The organism is Palleronia salina (assembly GCF_900141995.1).
In the GTDB taxonomy this organism is placed as follows: domain Bacteria; phylum Pseudomonadota; class Alphaproteobacteria; order Rhodobacterales; family Rhodobacteraceae; genus Palleronia; species Palleronia salina.
Map to the genome: position 1 here is coordinate 146,677 of NZ_FQZA01000002.1, position 19,770 is coordinate 166,446.

18 protein-coding genes are annotated in these 19,770 nt (G+C 64.7%); 8 read left to right on the forward strand and 10 right to left on the reverse strand.

Features of this window, described 5'->3' with window-relative positions; translation table 11 throughout:
- Positions 1–2 precede the first annotated feature (2 nt).
- A complete protein-coding gene (locus BUB76_RS03585; protein ID WP_073126818.1) occupies positions 3–2,258 on the reverse strand; it encodes an NADP-dependent malic enzyme in 2,256 nt (751 codons plus the stop codon).
- A gap of 130 nt (positions 2,259–2,388) precedes the next feature.
- Here BUB76_RS03585 and mutS point away from each other — a divergent pair, with 130 nt between their 5' ends.
- A complete protein-coding gene (gene mutS / locus BUB76_RS03590) occupies positions 2,389–5,037 on the forward strand; it encodes a DNA mismatch repair protein MutS (protein ID WP_073126820.1) in 2,649 nt (882 codons plus the stop codon).
- Positions 5,038–5,093: 56 nt separating this feature from the next.
- Here the strand turns inward: mutS and BUB76_RS03595 are convergent, their stop codons facing one another.
- The gene (locus tag BUB76_RS03595) at positions 5,094–5,777 is read right to left on the reverse strand and encodes a nucleotide exchange factor GrpE (protein WP_084140520.1); all 684 of its coding nucleotides are present in this window, start codon (positions 5,775–5,777) and stop codon (positions 5,094–5,096) included.
- Positions 5,778–5,788: 11 nt separating this feature from the next.
- Positions 5,789–6,871, reverse strand: a complete 1,083-nt coding sequence (gene hrcA / locus BUB76_RS03600) for a heat-inducible transcriptional repressor HrcA (RefSeq protein WP_073126822.1) — start codon at positions 6,869–6,871, stop codon at positions 5,789–5,791.
- A gap of 77 nt (positions 6,872–6,948) precedes the next feature.
- Between hrcA and rph the strand changes: the two genes are divergently transcribed.
- The 3 genes from rph to hemW are packed head-to-tail and all read left to right on the forward strand — an operon-like array spanning position 6,949 to position 9,393.
- On the forward strand, positions 6,949–7,659 hold the full coding sequence (gene rph / locus BUB76_RS03605; protein ID WP_073126824.1) for a ribonuclease PH: 711 nt from the start codon (positions 6,949–6,951) through the stop codon (positions 7,657–7,659).
- The gene (rdgB, locus tag BUB76_RS03610; RefSeq protein ID WP_073126827.1) at positions 7,659–8,267 is read left to right on the forward strand and encodes an RdgB/HAM1 family non-canonical purine NTP pyrophosphatase; all 609 of its coding nucleotides are present in this window, start codon (positions 7,659–7,661) and stop codon (positions 8,265–8,267) included. The genes rph and rdgB overlap by 1 nt, the downstream gene beginning before the upstream one ends.
- Positions 8,260–9,393, forward strand: coding sequence for a radical SAM family heme chaperone HemW (gene hemW / locus BUB76_RS03615; RefSeq protein ID WP_073126830.1), 1,134 nt, complete (start codon positions 8,260–8,262; stop codon positions 9,391–9,393). The genes rdgB and hemW overlap by 8 nt, the downstream gene beginning before the upstream one ends.
- Here the strand turns inward: hemW and BUB76_RS03620 are convergent.
- The 7 genes from BUB76_RS03620 to BUB76_RS03650 form a co-directional block, all read right to left on the reverse strand.
- Positions 9,390–10,277, reverse strand: a complete 888-nt coding sequence (locus BUB76_RS03620; protein ID WP_073126832.1) for a ParB/RepB/Spo0J family partition protein — start codon at positions 10,275–10,277, stop codon at positions 9,390–9,392. The genes hemW and BUB76_RS03620 overlap by 4 nt on opposite strands.
- A 21-nt stretch (positions 10,278–10,298) precedes the next feature.
- Positions 10,299–11,090, reverse strand: a complete 792-nt coding sequence (locus BUB76_RS03625; RefSeq protein WP_073126834.1) for a ParA family protein — start codon at positions 11,088–11,090, stop codon at positions 10,299–10,301.
- The gene (gene rsmG / locus BUB76_RS03630) at positions 11,083–11,679 is read right to left on the reverse strand and encodes a 16S rRNA (guanine(527)-N(7))-methyltransferase RsmG (protein WP_073126837.1); all 597 of its coding nucleotides are present in this window, start codon (positions 11,677–11,679) and stop codon (positions 11,083–11,085) included. The genes BUB76_RS03625 and rsmG overlap by 8 nt, the downstream gene beginning before the upstream one ends.
- Positions 11,676–13,556: a tRNA uridine-5-carboxymethylaminomethyl(34) synthesis enzyme MnmG gene (gene mnmG / locus BUB76_RS03635; protein WP_073126839.1), complete on the reverse strand. Its 1,881-nt coding sequence runs from the start codon at positions 13,554–13,556 to the stop codon at positions 11,676–11,678. Before mnmG ends, rsmG begins: the two co-directional genes overlap by 4 nt.
- Before the next feature lies 1 nt (position 13,557).
- A complete protein-coding gene (gene mnmE / locus BUB76_RS03640; protein ID WP_073126841.1) occupies positions 13,558–14,832 on the reverse strand; it encodes a tRNA uridine-5-carboxymethylaminomethyl(34) synthesis GTPase MnmE in 1,275 nt (424 codons plus the stop codon).
- Positions 14,833–14,842: 10 nt separating this feature from the next.
- On the reverse strand, positions 14,843–16,114 hold the full coding sequence (gene rho, locus BUB76_RS03645; protein ID WP_073126844.1) for a transcription termination factor Rho: 1,272 nt from the start codon (positions 16,112–16,114) through the stop codon (positions 14,843–14,845).
- Positions 16,115–16,233: 119 nt separating this feature from the next.
- Complete coding sequence (locus tag BUB76_RS03650; protein WP_073126847.1) at positions 16,234–16,686, reverse strand: CopD family protein; 453 nt, start codon at positions 16,684–16,686, stop codon at positions 16,234–16,236.
- A 377-nt stretch (positions 16,687–17,063) separates the two neighbouring features.
- On the opposite strand from BUB76_RS03650, the gene BUB76_RS03655 reads away from it, so the two are divergent.
- The 4 genes from BUB76_RS03655 to dnaQ are packed head-to-tail and all read left to right on the forward strand — an operon-like array spanning position 17,064 to position 19,765.
- Positions 17,064–17,657, forward strand: a complete 594-nt coding sequence (locus tag BUB76_RS03655) for a Maf family protein (protein WP_073126849.1) — start codon at positions 17,064–17,066, stop codon at positions 17,655–17,657.
- On the forward strand, positions 17,654–18,490 hold the full coding sequence (locus BUB76_RS03660) for a shikimate dehydrogenase (RefSeq protein ID WP_073126851.1): 837 nt from the start codon (positions 17,654–17,656) through the stop codon (positions 18,488–18,490). The genes BUB76_RS03655 and BUB76_RS03660 overlap by 4 nt, the downstream gene beginning before the upstream one ends.
- The gene (gene coaE / locus BUB76_RS03665) at positions 18,487–19,095 is read left to right on the forward strand and encodes a dephospho-CoA kinase (protein WP_073126853.1); all 609 of its coding nucleotides are present in this window, start codon (positions 18,487–18,489) and stop codon (positions 19,093–19,095) included. Before BUB76_RS03660 ends, coaE begins: the two co-directional genes overlap by 4 nt.
- Positions 19,076–19,765: a DNA polymerase III subunit epsilon gene (gene dnaQ, locus BUB76_RS03670; RefSeq protein ID WP_073126856.1), complete on the forward strand. Its 690-nt coding sequence runs from the start codon at positions 19,076–19,078 to the stop codon at positions 19,763–19,765. The genes coaE and dnaQ overlap by 20 nt, the downstream gene beginning before the upstream one ends.
- Positions 19,766–19,770 lie beyond the last annotated feature (5 nt).

Below are 19,770 nucleotides of genomic sequence, written 5' to 3' on the forward strand. Positions count from 1 at the left end.
GCTCAGCCGATATCCACCGCCGCGATGGCCGCCATGTTCAGGATGTCGGTCATGTTCGATCCGGTGGACGCGATCTGCACGGGCTTGCGCAGGCCCGTGAGGATCGGGCCGATCACGGTCGCGCCCGCCATTTCCTGCATCAGCTTCACCGAGATCGAGGCCGAGTGCCTTGCGGGCACGACCAGCACGTTCGCGGGGCCGGACAGGCGGCAGAACGGATAGTTCTTCATGGCCTCGGCGTTCAGCGCCACGTCGACCGTCATCTCGCCATCGTACTCGAAATCGACCCCGCGCTTGTCCAGCACGTCCGGCGCGACATGCATCTTCTCGGCGCGCTCGGACACGGGATAGCCGAAGGTCGAGAAGCTGACGAAGGCCACCCGCGGCTCCAGCCCCAGGCCCCGCGCGACATCGGCGCCGCGTTCGGCGATATTGGCCAGGTCGTGCTGGTCGGGCCATTCGTGGATCAACGTGTCCGCGATCAGCACGATCCGGCCCCGCGACAGGACGGCGGTGATCCCCACGGCACCATCCTCGGGCCGCGCATCGAACACGCGGTTGATCAGCTCCATCACCTGCGCGGATTTCCGTGTGGCACCGGTGACCATCCCGTCGGCATGGCCATGGGCCAGCATGAGGGCCGAGAACACGTGCCGGTCCCGCGCCGCCATCCGGTGGATATCGTGCGAGTCGAACCCGCGCCGCTGGAGCCGTTCGTAGAGGAAGTCCTTGTAGGTCGAGAGATGCTCGGTCGTGGCGGCGTTGACGATCTCGATGCTGTCGATGGCGGGTTCGAGCCCTTCGGCCCGCAGAAGCTCTCGGATCTCGGGCTCGCGGCCCACGACCACGGATTCGCCCATCCCTTGCCGGGCATAGGCCACGGCGGCCTTCAGCACGCGGATATCATCGCCCTCGGCAAAGACGATGCGGGCCTGTTTCGCCCTGGCGCGGGCATAGATGCCTTCGAGAATCGACGCGGTCGGGTCCATCCGTTGTTTCAGCGTGGCCTCGTAGCCGTCCATGTCGATGATGGGCCGCCGCGCCGCGCCAGTGTCCATCCCCGCGCGTGCCACCGCCCGCGGCACCTGCCAGATCAGGCGCGGGTCGAACGGCGTGGGGATGATGTAGTCGCGCCCGAATTTCAGCTTGCGGCCATAGGCGACGGCGACCTCGTCTGGCACATCCTCGCGCGCCAGCGCGGCCAGCGCCTCGGCGCAGGCGATCTTCATCTCGTCGTTGATGGCCCGCGCGTGGATGTCCAGCGCACCCCGGAACAGGTAGGGAAACCCCAGGACGTTGTTCACCTGGTTGGGATAGTCGCTGCGCCCGGTCGCGACGATCACGTCCTCGCGCACGGCGTGGACGTCCTCGGGCGTGATCTCGGGGTCGGGGTTCGCCATGGCGAAGATCACGGCCTCTTTCGCCATGGACATGACCATGTCCTGGGTGACGGCGCCCTTGGCCGAGCAGCCCAGGAACACGTCGGCCCCGTCCAGCGCCTCGGCCAGCGTGCGCGCGTCGGTCTTGACGGCGTGAGCAGATTTCCACTGGTTCATGCCTTCGCTGCGGCCCTGGTAGATCACGCCCTTGGTGTCGCAGGCGATGCAGTTCTCGTGCCGTGCCCCCATGGATTTCAGCAGCTCGAGGCACGCGATGCCCGCCGCCCCCGCACCGTTCAGCACGATCTTCACGTTTTCGATGCGCTTGCCCGAAAGATGCAGCGCGTTGATGAGGCCGGCGGCGCAGATCACGGCCGTTCCGTGCTGGTCGTCATGGAAGACGGGGATATCCATCTCTTCCTTCAGGCGCTGCTCGATCATGAAGCACTCGGGCGCCTTGATATCCTCGAGGTTGATGCCCCCGAAGGTCGGCCCCATCAGTCGCACGGCGTTGCAGAAGGCGTCGGGGTCTTCGGTATCCAGCTCGATATCGATGGAATTCACATCGGCGAAGCGCTTGAACAGCACCGCCTTGCCTTCCATCACGGGCTTGGAGGCCAGCGCCCCGAGGTTGCCCAGGCCCAGTACCGCCGTCCCGTTCGAGATCACGGCGACGAGGTTGCCCTTGTTGGTGTAATCGTAGGCGCGGCCCGGCTCGGCCGCGATCCGGTCGCACGGCACGGCGACGCCAGGGGAATAGGCAAGGCTCAGGTCACGCTGGGTGGCCATGGGGACCGACGCGGCAATGTCGAACTTGCCCGGCCGCGGTTCCATGTGGAACTGCAAGGCCTCGTTGTCGGTCACTTTCTTCTGGGTCATCGGTCGCGTCTCCTCCGGCGTGGCGCAATTCGTGGCACAGGCCCCCGGGGGGTTCCACTGCAAAAACCGCCCCTTCATGCCCCGCGCCGCATTGGCTAGGGTGTCGCGACCTCGCGCCGGGAAACACGCCATGAACACCGCCAAACCCGCCGTCACGCCGATGATGGCGCAATATCTCGAGATCAAGGCAGGGCACGAAGGGGCGCTGCTGTTCTACCGGATGGGCGACTTCTACGAGCTGTTCTTCGACGACGCCGTCGCGGCGGCGGCGGCGCTGGACATCGCCCTGACCAAGCGGGGCAAGCACCAGGGCGACGACATTCCCATGTGCGGCGTCCCTGTCCACGCCGCCGAGGGCTACCTGCTGACGCTGATCCGCAAGGGGTTCCGCGTGGCGGTCTGCGAACAGACCGAGGATCCGGCCGAAGCGAAGAAGCGCGGATCCAAATCCGTCGTGCGGCGCGAGGTGGTGCGGCTGGTCACGCCCGGCACGCTGACCGAGGACACGCTACTCGATGCGCGGCGGCACAATTTCCTGGCCGCCTATACGGCCATGCGCGGCGACGGTGCGCTGGCGTGGTGCGACATGTCCACGGGCGAACTGTCGGTCACGCCCTGCCCGCCCGTCCGGCTGGGCCCCGAACTGGCCCGCCTCGCCCCGCGCGAAGTCCTGCTGAACGAGGCGCAGGAGGCTGATTGGGCCGAGATCGTCACTGAATCAGGCGCGTCACTTACCCCGCTATCGCGCGGGTCGTTCGACAGCACGGGCGGCGCGGCGCGGCTGTGCCGGGTATTCGACGTGGCGACGCTGGATGCCTTCGGCACCTTTTCGCGCCCCGAGATCTCGGCCATGGCGGCGCTGGTCGACTACCTGGAGATCACCCAGAAGGGAAAACTGCCGCTGCTGCGTCCGCCCCGGCGCGAGGATGCCGATGGCGTCATGCAGATCGACGCCGCGACCCGCGTCAACCTGGAACTGACGCGCGCGCTGTCGGGCGGGCGCGACGGATCGCTGCTGTCGGCCATCGACCGCACCGTGACGGCGGCGGGCGGACGCCTGCTGGAACGGCGGCTGACCGCACCGTCCCGTGACCTTGCGCTGATCCGGTCCCGCCACGATGCCATCGCCGCCGCCGTGGGCGCGCCCGACCTGGCGCAGGCCCTGCGGGAAAAGCTGCGCCACGTCCCAGATATGGACCGTGCCCTGTCGCGCCTGTCGCTGGAGCGTGGCGGACCGCGCGACCTGGCTGCCATGCGCGATGGCCTGGCCCGCGCGGCCGAGATCGCGGATTGCCTGGCGGGCGGTCCGGCCGATCTTCTGGATACTGGGCTGGAGTCGTTGACCGGACACGACGAATTGATCGACCGTCTGTCCGATGCGCTGGTCGCCGAACCGCCGATCCTGGCCCGCGACGGCGGCTTCATCGCGCCGGGCTTCGACGCGGCGTTGGACGAGGCCCGCAGCCTGCGCGACGAGGGGCGCGGCGTCATCGCCGGGATGCAGGCCAATTTCGTGAAACAGACCGACATCTCGTCGCTGAAGATCAAGCACAACAACGTGCTGGGCTATTTCATCGAGGTCACGGCCGCCCACGCCAAGAAGATGCTGGCCGAACCGCTGTCCCAGACCTTCATCCACCGCCAGACCACGGCCAACGCGGTACGCTTCACCACCGTCGAGCTTAGCGCGCTGGAGACCAAGATCCTGAACGCGGGCGGCCGCGCGCTGGAGATCGAGAAACGGCTTTTTGCCGAGCTTTCGGCACAGGTTCTGGACCACGCCGGCCCCATCGGCGACACAGCCCGCGCGCTGGCGGCACTGGACGTGACCACGGCGATGGCGGACCTGGCGGTGGGCGCGAAATGGTGCCGTCCCGACATGGTGTCGGGCCGCGATTTCCAGATCACCGGCGGCCGCCACCCGGTGGTGGAACAAGCACTGCGGCGGCAGGGCGGCGTGCCCTTCGTGCCGAACGATTGCGCGCTGTCGGATGGCGCGGACAGCGCCGCGCTCTGGCTGCTGACCGGGCCGAACATGGCCGGTAAGTCGACCTTCCTGCGCCAGAACGCGCTGATCGCCCTGCTGGCGCAGATCGGCTCTTACGTTCCCGCCGATTCGGCGCGGATCGGCGTCGTCAGCCAGCTGTTCAGCCGCGTGGGCGCGGCGGACGACCTGGCGCGCGGACGCTCGACCTTCATGGTGGAGATGGTCGAAACCGCCGCGATCCTGAACCGCGCCGACGACCGCGCGCTGGTGATTCTGGACGAGATCGGGCGCGGAACGGCCACCTATGACGGGCTGTCCATCGCCTGGGCGACGCTCGAACATCTGCACGACGTGAACCGCTGCCGCGCGCTGTTCGCCACCCATTACCACGAGATGACGCAACTGGCCGACCGGCTGAGCGGCGCGCAGAACGCGACCATGTCGGTCAAGGAACACGACGGCGAGGTCGTGTTCCTGCACGAGGTGCGCAAGGGCGCCGCCGACCGGTCCTACGGGGTGCAGGTGGCCAAGCTGGCCGGCCTACCCGCCGCGGTGGTGTCGCGCGCGCGCGATGTTCTGACGATGCTGGAAAAGGGCGAGGCCGAGGGCCGCAAGACGACCCTGATCGACGACCTGCCGCTGTTCTCGGTGGCGACGAAACCCGCGCCGACCGCCCCTGCGACAGACCCGGTGGCCGAGCGCCTGTCGCAGGTCCAGCCAGACGAGCTGAGCCCGCGCGAAGCGCTGGACCTGGTCTACGAGCTTCGTGCGCTGGCGGCCGGGTCGAAATGACAACGCCCCGGACTCGGTCCGGGGCGCTGCGAAATTCGGTACGGAGGCGGGTCGCCTCAGCCTTTCGGGGTCGAGCTCACACCGACCTTGGCGGCGCGCAGCAGCCGGTCGTGCAGCATGAACCCTTCGCCAGTCACCTGGATGATCTCCCCGGCCTTCGTGCCGGGCACCGGGGCTTCGAACATCGCCTCGTGCACGTTGGGATCGAACTTGTCGCCGACCTCGGGCGCGATCATCTTGATGCCGTGCTTCTGGAACACGCTCAGAAGCTCGCGCAGCGTCAGCTCAATCCCCTCGATCAGGGCCGCGTTCGCCTCGCGTTGCTCGTCCGAGATCGACCCGACCGCACGCTTGAGGTTGTCGAACACGGGCAGCATGTCGCGGCTCAGCTTCGAGCCGCCGTAATTCTCGGCCTCGCGCCGGTCACGTTCGGACCGCTTGCGGCTGTTCTCGGCATCTGCGAGGGCGCGGACGAACTTGTCCTTGTACTCGTCCCGTTCGGCGCGCAGCTGCTCGAGCTCTGCGCTGTCGACGGTCACGTGGCTTTCCACCGTCGCGTCATCGCCTTCGGGGCCATCGACATCGTCCAGCGGGCTGGTGCCGGGATTGTCGAGATCGAAGACGTCATCCTCCTGCGACTTCACGCGCGGCTTGCGCTTGACCTTGTCGGCCTCGGAGGTGTCGCCCTTCAGCATCTCTTCGATCGCGGCTTCGATGTCGCTTTCGTTTTCTTTCGCCATGTTTCACCCGGTTATCGTTGGCCCGACAGCAATTTGCCGACCAGTTGCGCTGTATAGTCCACGATGGGCACGATCCGTCCGTAGTTCAGCCGCGTGGGGCCGATCACGCCAACCGCGCCAATGATCTTTCGGTCAGCGTTCATATATGGAGAGACCACCAAAGAGGAACCCGAAAGTGAGAAGAGTTTGTTCTCGGAACCGATGAAAATTCGAACACCTTCGCCCTCGTCCGTCAGCTCCAGGAACTCGGCGATGTCGCGCTTGCGTTCCAGATCGTCGAACAGGTTGCGGATGCGGTCGAGGTCCTCGGCGGCGGTGCCTTCGTCCAGCAGGTGCGACCGGCCGCGCACGATCAGGCGTTCGTTCGGCTCGCCCGCGTCGTCCCAGATCGCGAGACCCGACTCCACCAGCGTCTGCGCCAGGGCGTCCAGCTCCTGCCGGTGATTCGCGATCTGCTTGGCCATACCGCTGCGCAACTCGGTCAGGGTGCGGCCCGCCGCGATCGCGTTCAGGAAGTTCGCGGCCTCGCGCATCGACGACGGGGTCTGGCCGGGTGGCGGCGCGAAGACGCGGTTCTCGACATGGCCATCCTCGAACACCAGAACGACCAGCGCGCGGTCAGGCCCGAGCGACACGAACTCGATATGCTTGATCGGCGCCTCGTGCTTCGGCGCCAGAACAAGGCTCGCCCCGCGGGTGGCGCCCGACAGGGCCGATCCGACGCGGTCCAGCAAGGTCGACACGTCGCGTTCGTTGCTGGTGAGACTGGTTTCGATCTGGCGGCGGTCGCTATCGTCGAGATCCCCGACCTCGAGCAGCCCGTCCACGAACATCCGCAGGCCCAGGTTCGTGGGCATCCTTCCGGCCGAGACATGCGGCGCGTTCAGCAGGCCCATGTACTCAAGATCCTGCATGACATTGCGAATGGTGGCGGCGCTGACCTTCTCGGTCATGTCGCGGGTCAGGCTGCGAGATCCCACCGGGCTGCCCGTTTCCAGGTAGCCCTCGACAACGCGGCGAAAGACTTCGCGCGTGCGGTCGTTCATCTGCGCCATCATGTCGTGGCGTTCACTGGCGGATTTCTGGTCGCTCATTTGCATCGGTGGTAACAGTCTTGCACCGGGATCGCACCGGTGCCAATCACGCGGAGCACGCAAAAACAGGAGCTTTCATGCGCCCTTCCGGTCGAAACCTAGACACGATGCGCCCGATTTCAATCGAGACGGACGTCACCCGCCATGCCGAGGGCTCCTGCCTGATAAAATGCGGCGACACCCATGTCCTGTGCACGGCGTCGCTGGAGGAACGCGTGCCGCCCTTCCTGCGCAACACGGGCCAGGGCTGGGTCACGGCGGAATACGGGATGCTGCCCCGCGCCACCCACACCCGCATGAACCGTGAGGCCAAGCGCGGGCAGTCCGGCCGCACGCAGGAAATCCAGCGCCTGATCGGGCGGTCCCTGCGCGCCTGTGTCGACCGCAACGCCCTGGGCGAACGGCAGATCACCGTGGATTGCGACGTCATCCAGGCCGATGGCGGCACCCGTTGCGCCTCGATCACCGGCGGATGGGTCGCGCTGCGGCTGGCCGTGAACAAGCTGATGAAGGCCGGTGACATCGTGACCGATCCGCTGACCGATCACGTCGCTGCCGTCAGCTGCGGCGTCTACGCCGGGCAGAACGTGCTCGACCTCGACTACCCCGAGGACAGCGAAGCGGGGGTCGACGGCAACTTCATCCTGACCGGCGCCAAGCGCCTGATCGAGGTACAGATGAGCGCCGAGGGCGCGACCTTCACCCGCGAGCAGATGAACGGGCTTCTGGATCTCGCCGAAAAAGGCGTGGACGAGCTGGTCGCCGCCCAGAAGAACGCGGTGGCCTGATGCGCCGTTTCACGGGCGACACGCTGGTGGTCGCGACCCACAATCGCGGCAAGCTGGAAGAAATCCGCGATCTTCTGGCGCCCTACGGCGTCTCGACCACCAGCAATGCCGACCACGACCTGCCCGAGCAGGTCGAGGACGGCACCACCTTTGTGGAAAACGCGCGGATCAAGGCCCACGCGGCGGCAAAGGCCACCGGCCTTCCGGCGCTGTCGGATGACAGCGGGCTCGAGATTGTCGCGCTGGACAACGCCCCCGGCGTCTATACTGCCGACTGGGCCGAAACGGGTCAGGGCCGCGATTTCGACATGGCCATGCGCAAGGCCCACGACGCGCTGATCGCGAAGGACGCACCCCAACCCTGGCGCGCGCAGTTCTGTTGCACGCTGGTCCTCGCCTGGCCCGACGGTCACGACGAGGTCTTCCCGGGCACCATGCCGGGTCAGATCGTCTGGCCCATGCGCGGTGAGCAGGGCCACGGCTACGACCCGATCTTTCAACCGGACGGATACGACCAGACCTTCGGCGAAATGGACCGGTGGGAGAAGAACAAGATCTCGCACCGCGCCGATGCGTTCCGCAAGCTGATCGCGGGTTGCTTTGACTGAACCCGCTTTCGGCATCTACGTCCATTGGCCCTTCTGCCAGGCGAAATGCCCTTATTGCGATTTCAACAGCCACGTGGTCGCGCAGATCGACCACGATGCCTGGCGGCGCGCCTATCGTGCCGAACTTGCGCGCATCCGTGAGATGACCGGCCCGCGCAATGTCGCGTCGGTCTATTTCGGTGGTGGCACACCCAGCCTGATGGAGCCGCAGACGGTCGAGATGATCCTGGCCGATATCCAACGCCATTGGCAGATGACCAATGACGTGGAAATCACGCTCGAGGCCAACCCGACCTCGGTCGAGGCGGACCGCTTCCGCGATTATCGGCTTGGCGGCGTTAACCGCGTCTCCATGGGCATCCAGGCGCTGAACGATCCCGACCTGCAGCGGCTCGGGCGACTGCATTCGGTGGCCGAGGCGCGGGCCGCCTTCGACATTGCCCGCACCACGTTCGACCGCGTCAGTTTCGACCTGATCTACGCGCGCCAGGACCAATCCCTGCCCGCATGGGAGGCCGAGCTGCGCGAGGCATTGACCATGGCGGCTGATCACCTGTCGCTCTACCAGCTGACCATCGAGCCCGGCACAGCCTTCGGCGATCGCTTCTCCCGCGGCGGGCTGCGCGGGCTGCCGGACGAGGATCTCGGCGCGGATATGTTCGAGCTGACCCAAGCGCTGACGGCAGAGGCCGGGCTGCCCGCCTACGAGATTTCCAACCACGCCCGCCCCGGTGACGAGTCTCGCCACAACATGGTCTACTGGACCGGCGGTGATTATGCCGGGGTCGGTCCCGGCGCGCACGGTCGCCTGACCCTCGCGTCGGGGCGGGTGGCCACGGAAACGGAAACCGCGCCGCTCCACTGGTTGCGCGGCGCACTTGACGGCAATGCACCCGAGACCGTCTCGCTGCTCTCCCCCGAGGATCAGCTGGGTGAACGGCTGATGATGGGGCTTCGGCTGCGCGATGGGATCGTCGTGGACGACCTGCCCACGAACTATGATTTAACAAGTAAAATCAATGGTTTGATAGATGGCGGCCTGCTGGAGACTTCCGCCGCCCGGGTTAGGACGACCGAGCGCGGCCGCCCTCTTCTGAATGCGATCCTTCGCGAGCTGCTGGCCTAGTCACCGCCGCCCGACAGCATCCGGCAAAGGTCGTCCAGCTGGTCCAGCGACTGGTAGCTGATGGTCAGCTTCCCATTCTCGCCATCCGAACTGTGATCGACGGACACCTTCATCCCGAGGTTCGCGGAGAGATCCTGCTCCAGCGCCCGCGTATCGGCGTCTTTCTCTTTCGGAGCCGCCGAGCGGGTGGATTTGGCGGGCTTGGGGCCCTTCGCCAACGCCTCGGCCTCGCGCACCGAAAGACCCTTTTTCACGATCTGCTGGGCAAGCGCCTCGGGGTTCTCGGCGGTAATCAGCGCCCGCGCGTGCCCGGCGGTCAATTGGCCGGAGGCCAGGTAGGATTGCACCCCTTCGGGCAGGTTCAGAAGCCGCAGGGTGTTGGCGATGTGCGACCGGCTTTTGCCCAAGGCCTCCGCCATTTGCTCCTGCGTGCGGCCGAAACGGTCCATCAGCTGCCGATAGCCCGCCGCCTCATCCACCGCGTTCAGATCGGCGCGCTGGATGTTCTCGATGATGGCGACTTCCAGGACCTCGGTATCGTCGAACTGCCGGATGATCGCGGGCACTTCGTGCAGCTGCGCCATTTGCGCTGCGCGCCAGCGACGTTCGCCCGCGACGATCTCGTATTCCTCGGGCTTGCTCGGATGCGCTCGCAGGATCAGTGGTTGGATGACGCCCTTGGTCGAAATCGACGCAGCAAGCTCCTCAAGGCTTTCGGCGACAAAGGTCCGACGCGGCTGATCCGGGTTCGGATGGATCCGCTCGATTGCGATCTGCACCTCGGCGCGGCGCGGGTTTTCGCCCTGCTGCGGCGTGTCCCCGACATCCGCCATAAGGGCTGACAATCCACGACCCAGCCCGCGACGTTCCTGCTTGCGTTCCATACCCTGCCCTTTCGTTATTCTTTAGACCACGCGGCTGGTCAGCTCATGCGCCAGTTCGCGATACGCAAGGCTGCCCTTCGACGTCGGGTCGTAGTCCAGAACCGGCTGCGCGTAGGATGGTGCCTCGCTGACGCGAACATTGCGCGGCACGATCGTCTTGAACACCAGTTCGCCCAACGTGTCCTTGGCGTCGGCCAGAACCTGCTGCGCCAAACGGTTGCGGCCATCGAACATGGTCAGGACGACGCCCTCCATCCGCAGATCCGCGTTTGCGGACTGTCGCACCTCGCGCATGGTCAGCATCAGTTGCGACAAGCCCTCGAGCGCGAAGAACTCGCTCTGCAACGGGACCAACACGGAATGCGCTGCGACCATCGCGTTCACGGTCAAGAGCGACAGCGACGGCGGGCAGTCGATCAGGATGAAGTCCAGATCCAGGCTTTCGACGTCTTTCGCATTCAACGCATCTTTCAAAAGGAAAGATCGCTTGCGATTGGAGTACATCTCGATATCCGCCGAGCTCAGATCAGGCGTGGCCGGAACGATCCGCAGGTTTTGGTACGCCGTAGGGGCCAGCACTTCGGACAGCCCACGACCTTCAAGCAGCAACTCGTAGGTGGTGAGCTGGCGATCCTCTGGTTCGATCCCCAGTCCGGTCGAGGCATTTCCCTGCGGGTCCAGGTCGATCAGGGCCACGCCGTAGCCGTCCTCGGCCAAGGCAGCGCCGAGATTGATCGCCGTGGTGGTTTTACCCACCCCGCCCTTCTGGTTTACGATTGCGATGATCTTGGGCGACCGGCGGCGGTCAGACATCTTGGATATCCTTGATTTTCAGAACAACCGAACCCGCGGAAATCTTGCTGGGCAAGATCTCGACATCGAAGCGGAAGTCCATCCTAGCCCGATCGATTTCGTCTTGGAAGCTGTTCCCCTTCGGAAACAGGCAAAGGCTGTCCGGTTTGCCGTGGTGGCGGGCAAAGCCCAGAAGCGTGTGCAAAGGCGCGAGCGCCCGGGCGCTGACGACATCGGCAGCCTGCTGTGGCGCCGCTTCAATGCGCTCCGCGAGCACCTTGAGTTTTAGCTCTTGTCGCGTTGCCATATGGCGCAGGAACGTCGCTTTCCGCTGATCGGACTCGACCGCGACGAACTGCGTCCTTTCGTGCTTCCGCAGGATCGCAGCGACGATGACCGGAAGGCCGCCACCGCTCCCGAGATCGACCCACTTGGCAATATCGACCGGAGCGGCATTTACCACCTGGATGGAATCAGCGATATGGCGTTCAGCGATATCTGCCGTGGTGGACCGACCGATGAGGTTTATTTTCGCGGTCCAACGAAGCAACTCTTCCGCGAAATCTTCCAAGCTGTCGGATGTTTCACGTGAAACATTCCGATACGTCATCCGTGGGTTCCGGTCTTCGCCTTCACCCGCAGCGCCAAGAGAATCGCATTCAGACCCGCCGGCGTCATACCCTCGATCTTGCTAGCATGGGCGATTGTCGTCGGGCGCGCACGGTTCAGCTTATCTTTCAACTCGGATGACAGCCCGTGAACGCCACCGAAATCGAAGCCACCGGGAATCTGCGTAGCTTCGTCACGACGGATCGCCTCGGCCTCGCGGGTCTGGCGATCCAGGTAATTCGCGTAAACGGCCTCTTTGGAAATCTGCTCCAGATCTGCAGTGGAGAACGACGAGGCCCTCGGAACCAATTGCTTGACGTGCTCGATCCCCACGGAAGGAATGCTGAGAAGCTCGAGCGCCGTTCTGCGCGCGCCGTCGGAGGACAGGGCAACTCCCACGGCATTGACCTCCTTGGGTGTAAAAGCCTCCGAGGACAAAACGTCCCGCAATTGCGCCAAGCGGTCCATCTTGGTTTCAAAAGCCTGGCGTCGGTCTTCCGACACGAGACCCCGCGCGATCGCCAGAGGGGTCAAGCGCTGGTCGGCGTTGTCCGCGCGGAGTTGAAGGCGGAACTCGGCACGCGAGGTGAACATGCGATAAGGCTCGGACACCCCGCGGGTCACGAGATCGTCGATCATCACACCGATATACGCCTCGGTCCGCGAGAATTTGACCGGTGCATCGCCGCTGACTGCGGCCACGGCATTGAGTCCAGCAACCAGGCCTTGCGCCGCGGCCTCCTCGTACCCGGTGGTTCCGTTGATCTGGCCCGCCAGGAACAAACCCCCGAGGGCGCCGAGCTGCAAACCGTGGTCCAAGGCCTGCGGATCAACGTAGTCGTATTCGATCGCATAGCCCGGTTGCAGGATCTTCGCCTGCTCGAGTCCCCGGATCGATGCGACGTACGCCTCCTGGATATCGACAGGCAGCGACGTCGAAATTCCATTCGGATAGACGTTTGAATCGTCCAGACCTTCCGGTTCGAGGAAGATCTGGTGCGAATCCTTGTCGGCAAAGCGTCCGATCTTGTCCTCGATAGACGGGCAATAGCGCGGGCCCACACCACTGATATTCCCGCTATACATGGCGGAACGCGACAGGTTGGCGCGAATGATGTCGTGGGTTTCGGTGTTGGTGTGGGTGATCCCGCAACTGACCTGCCGCGCCGCCGGGCGATCGGACATGAAAGACAACATCACCGGGTCCTCGTCGCCCGGCTGGCTTTCCAGACTGTCCCAATCGATGGTTCGGCCGTCCAGACGCGGTGGCGTGCCCGTTTTCAACCGACCCATGGGGAGATCCATGGCATACAGTTGTTCCGCGAGACGCAGTGCGGCGTTCTCACCCTGGCGTCCGCCGCTCCGCTGTTCTTCACCAATGTGAAGGACACCGTTCAGGAAGGTTCCGGTCGTCAGGACGACGGCATCCGCAACCAGGGTGCTTTCATCCTCCAGGACAACGCCGGTGACGCGATTATCCTTCAGGACAAGATCGACGACCTGCCCTTCCACCACGCGGATATTCTCGTGCCTAGCGATGGAGCTTTGAACGGCGTGACGATAGCGGGCGCGGTCCATCTGTGCGCGAGGGCCCTGAACGGCAGGTCCCTTGCGACGATTGAGCAGTCGGTACTGGATCCCTGCATGGTCCGCGGCGACACCCATGATCCCGCCGAGCGCGTCGACTTCCCGCACGAGGTGACCTTTGCCCAGACCCCCGATCGCGGGGTTGCAGGACATCGCCCCGATCGCGTCGACCTTCAAGGTCACGAGCTTGACCTCGGCACCGGCGCGCGCAGCTGCGCTGGCAGCTTCGACGCCGGCATGGCCACCGCCAACGACGACGATGGACGGCTTGCGATGTTTCACGTGAAACATTTTATTTCCCGATGCAGAAACGCGAAAAAATATCACCTAGTAGATCGTCCACATCGACGCGGCCGATCAACATTTCAAGGTTCACGATCGCCCGACGAAGATATTCGGCGGCCAGAACGCTGTCGCCGATCTCTGTAAGCGTCGCTCGCGATTCGGACAAGTCGGACAGCGCGCTTTGCATCGCCTGCGCGTGCCGCTCACGAATGGCGGTCGATGCCTTGGCAACGCGGCCGAGGAGGATTGTTGTCAGTCGATCGATCAGATCGCTGACCCCCTGTCCCGTGAGACCGGAAATATCGCCCTGCCCCTGATCCGCTTTACCAACGAGGACGATATCCTCGTCCTGGGCGAGCGCCGGTCTGTCCTCACCATCCCCGACGAGGAACACGCGCAGATCAGCCTCGGCCGCGCGGTCGCGGGCACGCGCGATTCCAGCGGCCTCCAGCGGATCTTCTGTTTCCCGCAGGCCGGCCGTATCAAGGAACAGGACAGGCACGCCCTTGAGGTCCGCCCGCACCTCGATCACGTCGCGCGTCGTGCCAGCGATTTCCGAGGTCAGCGCGACGTCTCGCTTGGCAATCGCGTTGAGAAGCGTGGATTTCCCGGCATTCGGCGCGCCCAAGATGGCGATTTCGAACCCATCCCGGATGCGTTCTGATGCACCGAAGCCGTTCACCTCGTACTGCAAAGCCGCGGTCACGGTATCCATGTGAGTCAGGACGTCGGGCGTGACATCCACCGGCACATCTTCGTCAGCGAAATCGAGGGTCGCCTCGATCAAGGCCGCGGCTTCCACCAGGTGGCGCCGCCATTCCAGCACTTTTCGGGACAGGTCCCCGGACAGAACCTTCTGGGCTTGCTGGCGCTGGAACTCGGTCTCGGCCTCGACAAGGTCGGCGAGCCCTTCGACCTGCGTCAGGTCCAGGCGGTCGTTTTCCAGCGCGCGGCGCGTGAATTCGCCCGGCCCGGCGGGCCGAAGGCCGTCGATCCGCCCCAGCGCCGCGAGGATTGCCGCGACGACCGCGCGGCTTCCGTGACATTGAAGCTCGACGACCGTTTCGCCGGTAAAGCTGGCGCCCTCGTCGAACGCCAGGACCAGGGCGGTGTCCAAAACTTCGCCGTTAGAATCACGCAGTACGCGCAGGGCCGCCCGGTGCGAGGGGGGCAACGATCCGCAAAGGGAGCTGCCCGCCTCGAACGCGCGGGGTCCCGACAGACGGACGACCGAGACGCCCGCTTTGCCCGGCGCCGTGGCCTCGGCAAAGATGGTGTCCATGGCCAACCAGTCAGGTATTCATCGAGTCGAAGAACTCGGAATTGGTCTTGGTCTGCTTCAGCTTGGACAGCAGGAACTCGATCGCGTCGGTCGTGCCCATCGGGTTCAGAATCCGCCGCAGCACGTAGGTCTTCTGCAGGTCCAACTTGTCGACCAGAAGCTCTTCCTTCCGGGTGCCGGATTTCAGGATATCCATGGCCGGGTAAACGCGCTTGTCGCTGACCTTGCGGTCCAGCACGATCTCGCTGTTACCGGTGCCCTTGAACTCTTCGAAGATGACCTCGTCCATGCGGCTGCCGGTATCGATCAGCGCGGTGGCGATGATGGTCAGCGACCCGCCCTCTTCGATATTCCGTGCGGCACCGAAGAACCGTTTGGGCCGTTGCAGCGCGTTGGCGTCCACACCGCCGGTCAGCACCTTGCCCGAGCTGGGAACGGTGGTGTTGTAGGCGCGGCCGAGACGCGTGATCGAGTCGAGCAGGATCACGACGTCGCGCTTGTGTTCGACCAGGCGCTTGGCCTTCTCGATCACCATTTCCGACACGGCCACGTGGCGCGTGGCGGGCTCGTCGAAGGTCGAGCTGACGACCTCGCCCTTCACGCTGCGCTGCATGTCGGTGACTTCCTCGGGTCGCTCGTCGATCAGCAGCACGATCAGGTAGCACTCCGGGTGGTTCGCCTCGATGCTGTGCGCAATGTTCTGCAGCAGCACGGTCTTGCCCGTCCGCGGCGGCGCCACGATAAGCGAGCGCTGGCCCTTGCCGATGGGCGACACCAGGTCGATGATCCGGGCCGACTTGTCTTTGACGGTGGGATCCTCGATCTCCATCTTCAGGCGCTCGTCGGGATAGAGCGGCGTGAGGTTGTCGAAGGCGACCTTGTGCCGGGCACGCTGGGGATCTTCGAAGTTGATCGACTCCACGTCGACCAGCGCGAAGTACTGCTCGGTATCCTCGGGGCCACGGATGACGCCGGAGACCGTGTCGCCGGTCCGCAGCGAGTAGCGACGGATCATGTCGGGGCTGACATAGATGTCGTCGGGACCAGGAAGGTAATTGGCCTCGGGCGAGCGCAGGAAGCCGAAACCGTCCTGCAGCACCTCGAGCACGCCGTCACCACCGATGACCCATTCCTCGTCCGCGCGCTCCTTCAGGATCGAGAACATCATCTCGCCCTTGCGCATGGTCGACGCGTTTTCGATCTCGAGCTCTTCGGCGAGCGTCAGCAGGTCCTTGGGGCTTTGCGCCTTGAGGTCCGCCAGGTTCACGCGATCCTGGGTCATGGGAAATCCTCGTGCCGCCGCGAACGGGCGGTCATCATGTCATTGGCATAGGGAACAGGCTGAACCGGACGGCCAGCAGCCATCGGTTACGCGCGCCGACCAGTTTTGTCAACGATGGCTCAGATCGGCCGGACGATCACCGAAACGACGATGACGATCAGCAACAGCGTCGGCACCTCGTTCATCATCCGGTAACGGCGCCCGCTGGTCGACAGGTCTCCGGCCGCGAGACGCTTGCGTTGCCCCGCGCACCACATGTGGAACCACGTCATGGCGATGACCGCCAGCGCCTTGGTCCAGGGCCAGACGGCAGCCCAATCGACCACTCCCGGCAGTCCCGCCATGTAGAGCCCACAGAGCCACGTCACGATCATGGCGGGGTTCATGATGACCTTCAGAAGCTTCCGCTCCATCGTCACCAGCATCGCTGCCTTGTCGGGGGCGTCCTGACCCTGCTCGACGTGGTACACGAACAAGCGGGGCAGGTAGAACAGGCCAGCCATCCAGGCCGTGAAGGCCACGATGTGAATGGCCTTGATCCAAGGGTAAAGCGCGAAGAGGAGGTCTGACATGCGCCCCTCTTAATATAATAAATATTTTTAAGAAAAGTGGTGTTTGTTAGTAGGGGTCGTGGATAACCGGGATAACTCGGTTGTCCGGCCCTTATCCCCACGCGAGGACAAGATCTGGCGGGTCATCCCATGGACGCGCATATGTCTATATTTCTATTTATTTTCATCGCATTAAACCAGAACCACCATGTGATCAGAACGGTGGATAACTTCTTGGCGGACCGGAATAACCCGTTCTTGTCCCTCCCTCGGTCGCGGCGTTCGCACACGGGGATGAAACCCGGCGGCGGGTGGTGTAGATCGCCGCTTATCCGGCGGACGACACATTTCCGCGGATTCACCCTGTCTTCGCCCGCCCCTTATCCCGGACTTATCCCATGAACCTCATCCTCGCATCCGGCTCGACGATCCGAGCGCAGTTGCTTCGGCAGGCTGGCCTGAGCTTCGAGACAGTGGTCGCACGCATTGATGAAGAGAGTGTGAAACTTTCCCTAGCGGCCGAAGGCGCCGCCCCGCGGGACATCGCCGACGCGCTGGCCGAGGCCAAGGCGCGCAAGGTATCGCTGAAGCATCCCGGTGCGCTGGTGCTGGGGTGCGACCAGGTGCTGTCGCTGAAGGGCGAAGTTCTTTCAAAGCCGCGCGATCCCGACGATGCCCGTGCCCAGCTGCGCCGCCTGTCGGACATGCGGCACAACCTTCTGTCCGCCGTGGTCGCATACGAGGACGGAGAGCCGCTCTGGCGCTTCGTCGACACCGTGCGCCTGTCCATGCGCGCGCTCAGCGACGATTTCATCGACGACTACGTGTCGCGAAATTGGGACAGCATTCGCCACAGCGTGGGCGGATACAAGCTCGAGGAGGAGGGAATGCGCCTGTTTCGTGCGGTCGAGGGCGACTATTTCACAGTGCTGGGCCTGCCGATGATCCCGCTCTTGTCGTGGCTGATCGACCGGGGCAGTTTGACCGTATGACAGACGAAAAAATCCCCGTCGCCGGCGTCATCGGTGCGCCCATCGCCCACTCCAAGTCCCCTGCCCTTCACGACTACTGGCTGAAGCGGCACGGCCTGCGCGGGCACTATGTTCCGCTGCATGTCGAGCAGTCGGACCTTGCGCAGGTCCTGCGCACCCTGCCCCGAATGGGGTTCCGCGGGGTGAACGTGACCATCCCGCACAAGCAGTCGGTGCTGGACCTGGCCGATCACGTGACCGACCGCGCCGCCCTGATAGGGGCCGCGAACACGTTGACCTTTCGCGATGACGGGCGGATCCACGCCGACAATACAGACGGGTTCGGTTTCATCGAGAACCTGCGCCAGAACGCGCCGGACTGGCGCGCGTCGGACGGGCCCGCGGCCCTGTTCGGCGCGGGCGGTGCGGCGCGGGCGGTCATCACCGCGCTGATCGACGCCGGCGTGCCAGAGATCCGCATCACCAACCGCACCCGCACCCGGACCGAGGCGCTGCGCAAGGAATTCGGTGCCAAGCTGACGGTTTACGACTGGGTGCAGGCCGGCAACACGCTGGACGATGCCGCGACGGTCATCAATACCACGTCCCTGGGCATGACCGGCAAGGCCGATTTCCGGGTGCCGCTGGACGGGTTGTCGCGCGACGCGTTGGTCACCGACATCGTCTATACCCCGCTTGAAACCGCCCTGCTGGAACACGCGCGCATGCGCGGCTGTCGCACGGTCGATGGGTTGGGCATGCTGCTTTACCAGGCGGTCCCGGCCTTCGAGCGGTGGTTCGGCGAACGCCCCGAGGTGGACGAAGACGTGCGGCAGGCCGTCCTTTCGGCATGAACCGACCGTTCCTGATCGGGCTGACCGGCTCCATCGGCATGGGCAAGTCAACGGCCGCCGCGATGTTCCGGGACATGGGCGTGCCGGTCTGGGACGCCGACGCGGCGGTGCACCGCCTGTATGCCGAAGGCGGGGCCGCGGTCGAGCCCATGCGCGCCCTGCACCCTGCCGCGATCAGGGACGGTGCCGTTGACCGCGCCGCGCTGAAGGAATGGATCGCGGCCGACCCGTCCGCCCTGCCCCGGATCGAATCCGTGGTGCATCCGCTGGTGGCCGAGGATCGCGCGGCCTTCATCGACGCCTGCGATTCCGATATTGCCGTCCTCGATATCCCGCTGTTGTTCGAGACCGGGTCGCCCGACGCGTTCGATCTTGTCGCCGTCGTCTCCGCCCCGCCCGAAGTCCAACGCGACAGGGTGCTGTCCAGACCGGGCATGACCGAGGATCACTTCGATCGCATCCTGTCGAAACAGATGCCCGACGGCGAGAAGCGTGCCCGCGCCGACGTGATCATTCCCAGCTTGAACATGGACGACACGCGGGCGACCATCGCCATGCTGATTGACGAAATCCGGAAAGGCCGCCATGCGCGAAATCGTTCTTGATACCGAAACCACCGGGTTCGAGCCCGAGCAGGGCGACCGGATCGTGGAAATCGGCGCGGTCGAGCTGATGGGCCACGTGCCCACGGGACGGACGTTTCACGAGTACATCAACCCGAAGCGTTCGATGCCTCAATCGGCCTTCGAGGTGCACGGGCTGGGCGACGATTTCCTTCGCGACAAGCCCGTCTTCGAGCAGGTAGGCCAGGCGTTCCTGGATTTCGTGGGCGACGCGAAGCTGGTGATCCACAACGCCGCCTTCGACATGAAATTTCTCAATGCCGAACTGGGCTGGATGGGCGCGCGACTGCTGCCCATGGATCAGGCCGTCGATACGCTTGCGATTGCACGGCGGCGGTTTCCTGGGGCACCCGCGTCGCTGGACGCGCTGTGTCGGCGTTTCGGGATCGACAACTCGAACCGCACGCTGCACGGCGCGCTTCTCGACTCCGAGATCCTGGCCGACGTGTATCTCGAGCTTATCGGGGGGCGTCAGCCGGATTTCGGCCTGGGATCGGACGAAGGGCCGAAGGACGACGGCCAAATGCGTGATACGTGGCGTCCGCGCCCGCGGGCCAGGCCGCTGCCATCGAAGCTGACGGAAGAAGAAAGCGCCGCCCACACGGCCTTCGTGGCCAAGTTGGGCGACGCTGCAATCTGGTCCAAGGCCTGACGGCC

Bases quoted from the DNA above. Each gene is read 5' to 3' on its own strand.
- rho (WP_073126844.1), bottom strand. From the start codon at position 16,114: ATGACCCAGGATCGCGTGAACCTGGCGGACCTCAAGGCGCAAAGCCCC.
- mnmG (WP_073126839.1), bottom strand. From the start codon at position 13,556: ATGTTTCACGTGAAACATCGCAAGCCGTCCATCGTCGTCGTTGGCGGT.
- dnaQ (WP_073126856.1), top strand. From the start codon at position 19,076: ATGCGCGAAATCGTTCTTGATACCGAAACCACCGGGTTCGAGCCCGAG.
- BUB76_RS03655 (WP_073126849.1), top strand. From the start codon at position 17,064: ATGAACCTCATCCTCGCATCCGGCTCGACGATCCGAGCGCAGTTGCTT.
- BUB76_RS03625 (WP_073126834.1), bottom strand. From the start codon at position 11,090: ATGTCTGACCGCCGCCGGTCGCCCAAGATCATCGCAATCGTAAACCAG.
- mnmE (WP_073126841.1), bottom strand. From the start codon at position 14,832: ATGGACACCATCTTTGCCGAGGCCACGGCGCCGGGCAAAGCGGGCGTC.
- BUB76_RS03620 (WP_073126832.1), bottom strand. From the start codon at position 10,277: ATGGAACGCAAGCAGGAACGTCGCGGGCTGGGTCGTGGATTGTCAGCC.
- BUB76_RS03650 (WP_073126847.1), bottom strand. From the start codon at position 16,686: ATGTCAGACCTCCTCTTCGCGCTTTACCCTTGGATCAAGGCCATTCAC.
- rph (WP_073126824.1), top strand. From the start codon at position 6,949: ATGCGCCCTTCCGGTCGAAACCTAGACACGATGCGCCCGATTTCAATC.
- BUB76_RS03585 (WP_073126818.1), bottom strand. From the start codon at position 2,258: ATGACCCAGAAGAAAGTGACCGACAACGAGGCCTTGCAGTTCCACATG.
- coaE (WP_073126853.1), top strand. From the start codon at position 18,487: ATGAACCGACCGTTCCTGATCGGGCTGACCGGCTCCATCGGCATGGGC.
- rdgB (WP_073126827.1), top strand. From the start codon at position 7,659: ATGCGCCGTTTCACGGGCGACACGCTGGTGGTCGCGACCCACAATCGC.
- rsmG (WP_073126837.1), bottom strand. From the start codon at position 11,679: ATGACGTATCGGAATGTTTCACGTGAAACATCCGACAGCTTGGAAGAT.
- BUB76_RS03660 (WP_073126851.1), top strand. From the start codon at position 17,654: ATGACAGACGAAAAAATCCCCGTCGCCGGCGTCATCGGTGCGCCCATC.
- mutS (WP_073126820.1), top strand. From the start codon at position 2,389: ATGAACACCGCCAAACCCGCCGTCACGCCGATGATGGCGCAATATCTC.
- BUB76_RS03595 (WP_084140520.1), bottom strand. From the start codon at position 5,777: ATGGCGAAAGAAAACGAAAGCGACATCGAAGCCGCGATCGAAGAGATG.
- hrcA (WP_073126822.1), bottom strand. From the start codon at position 6,871: ATGAGCGACCAGAAATCCGCCAGTGAACGCCACGACATGATGGCGCAG.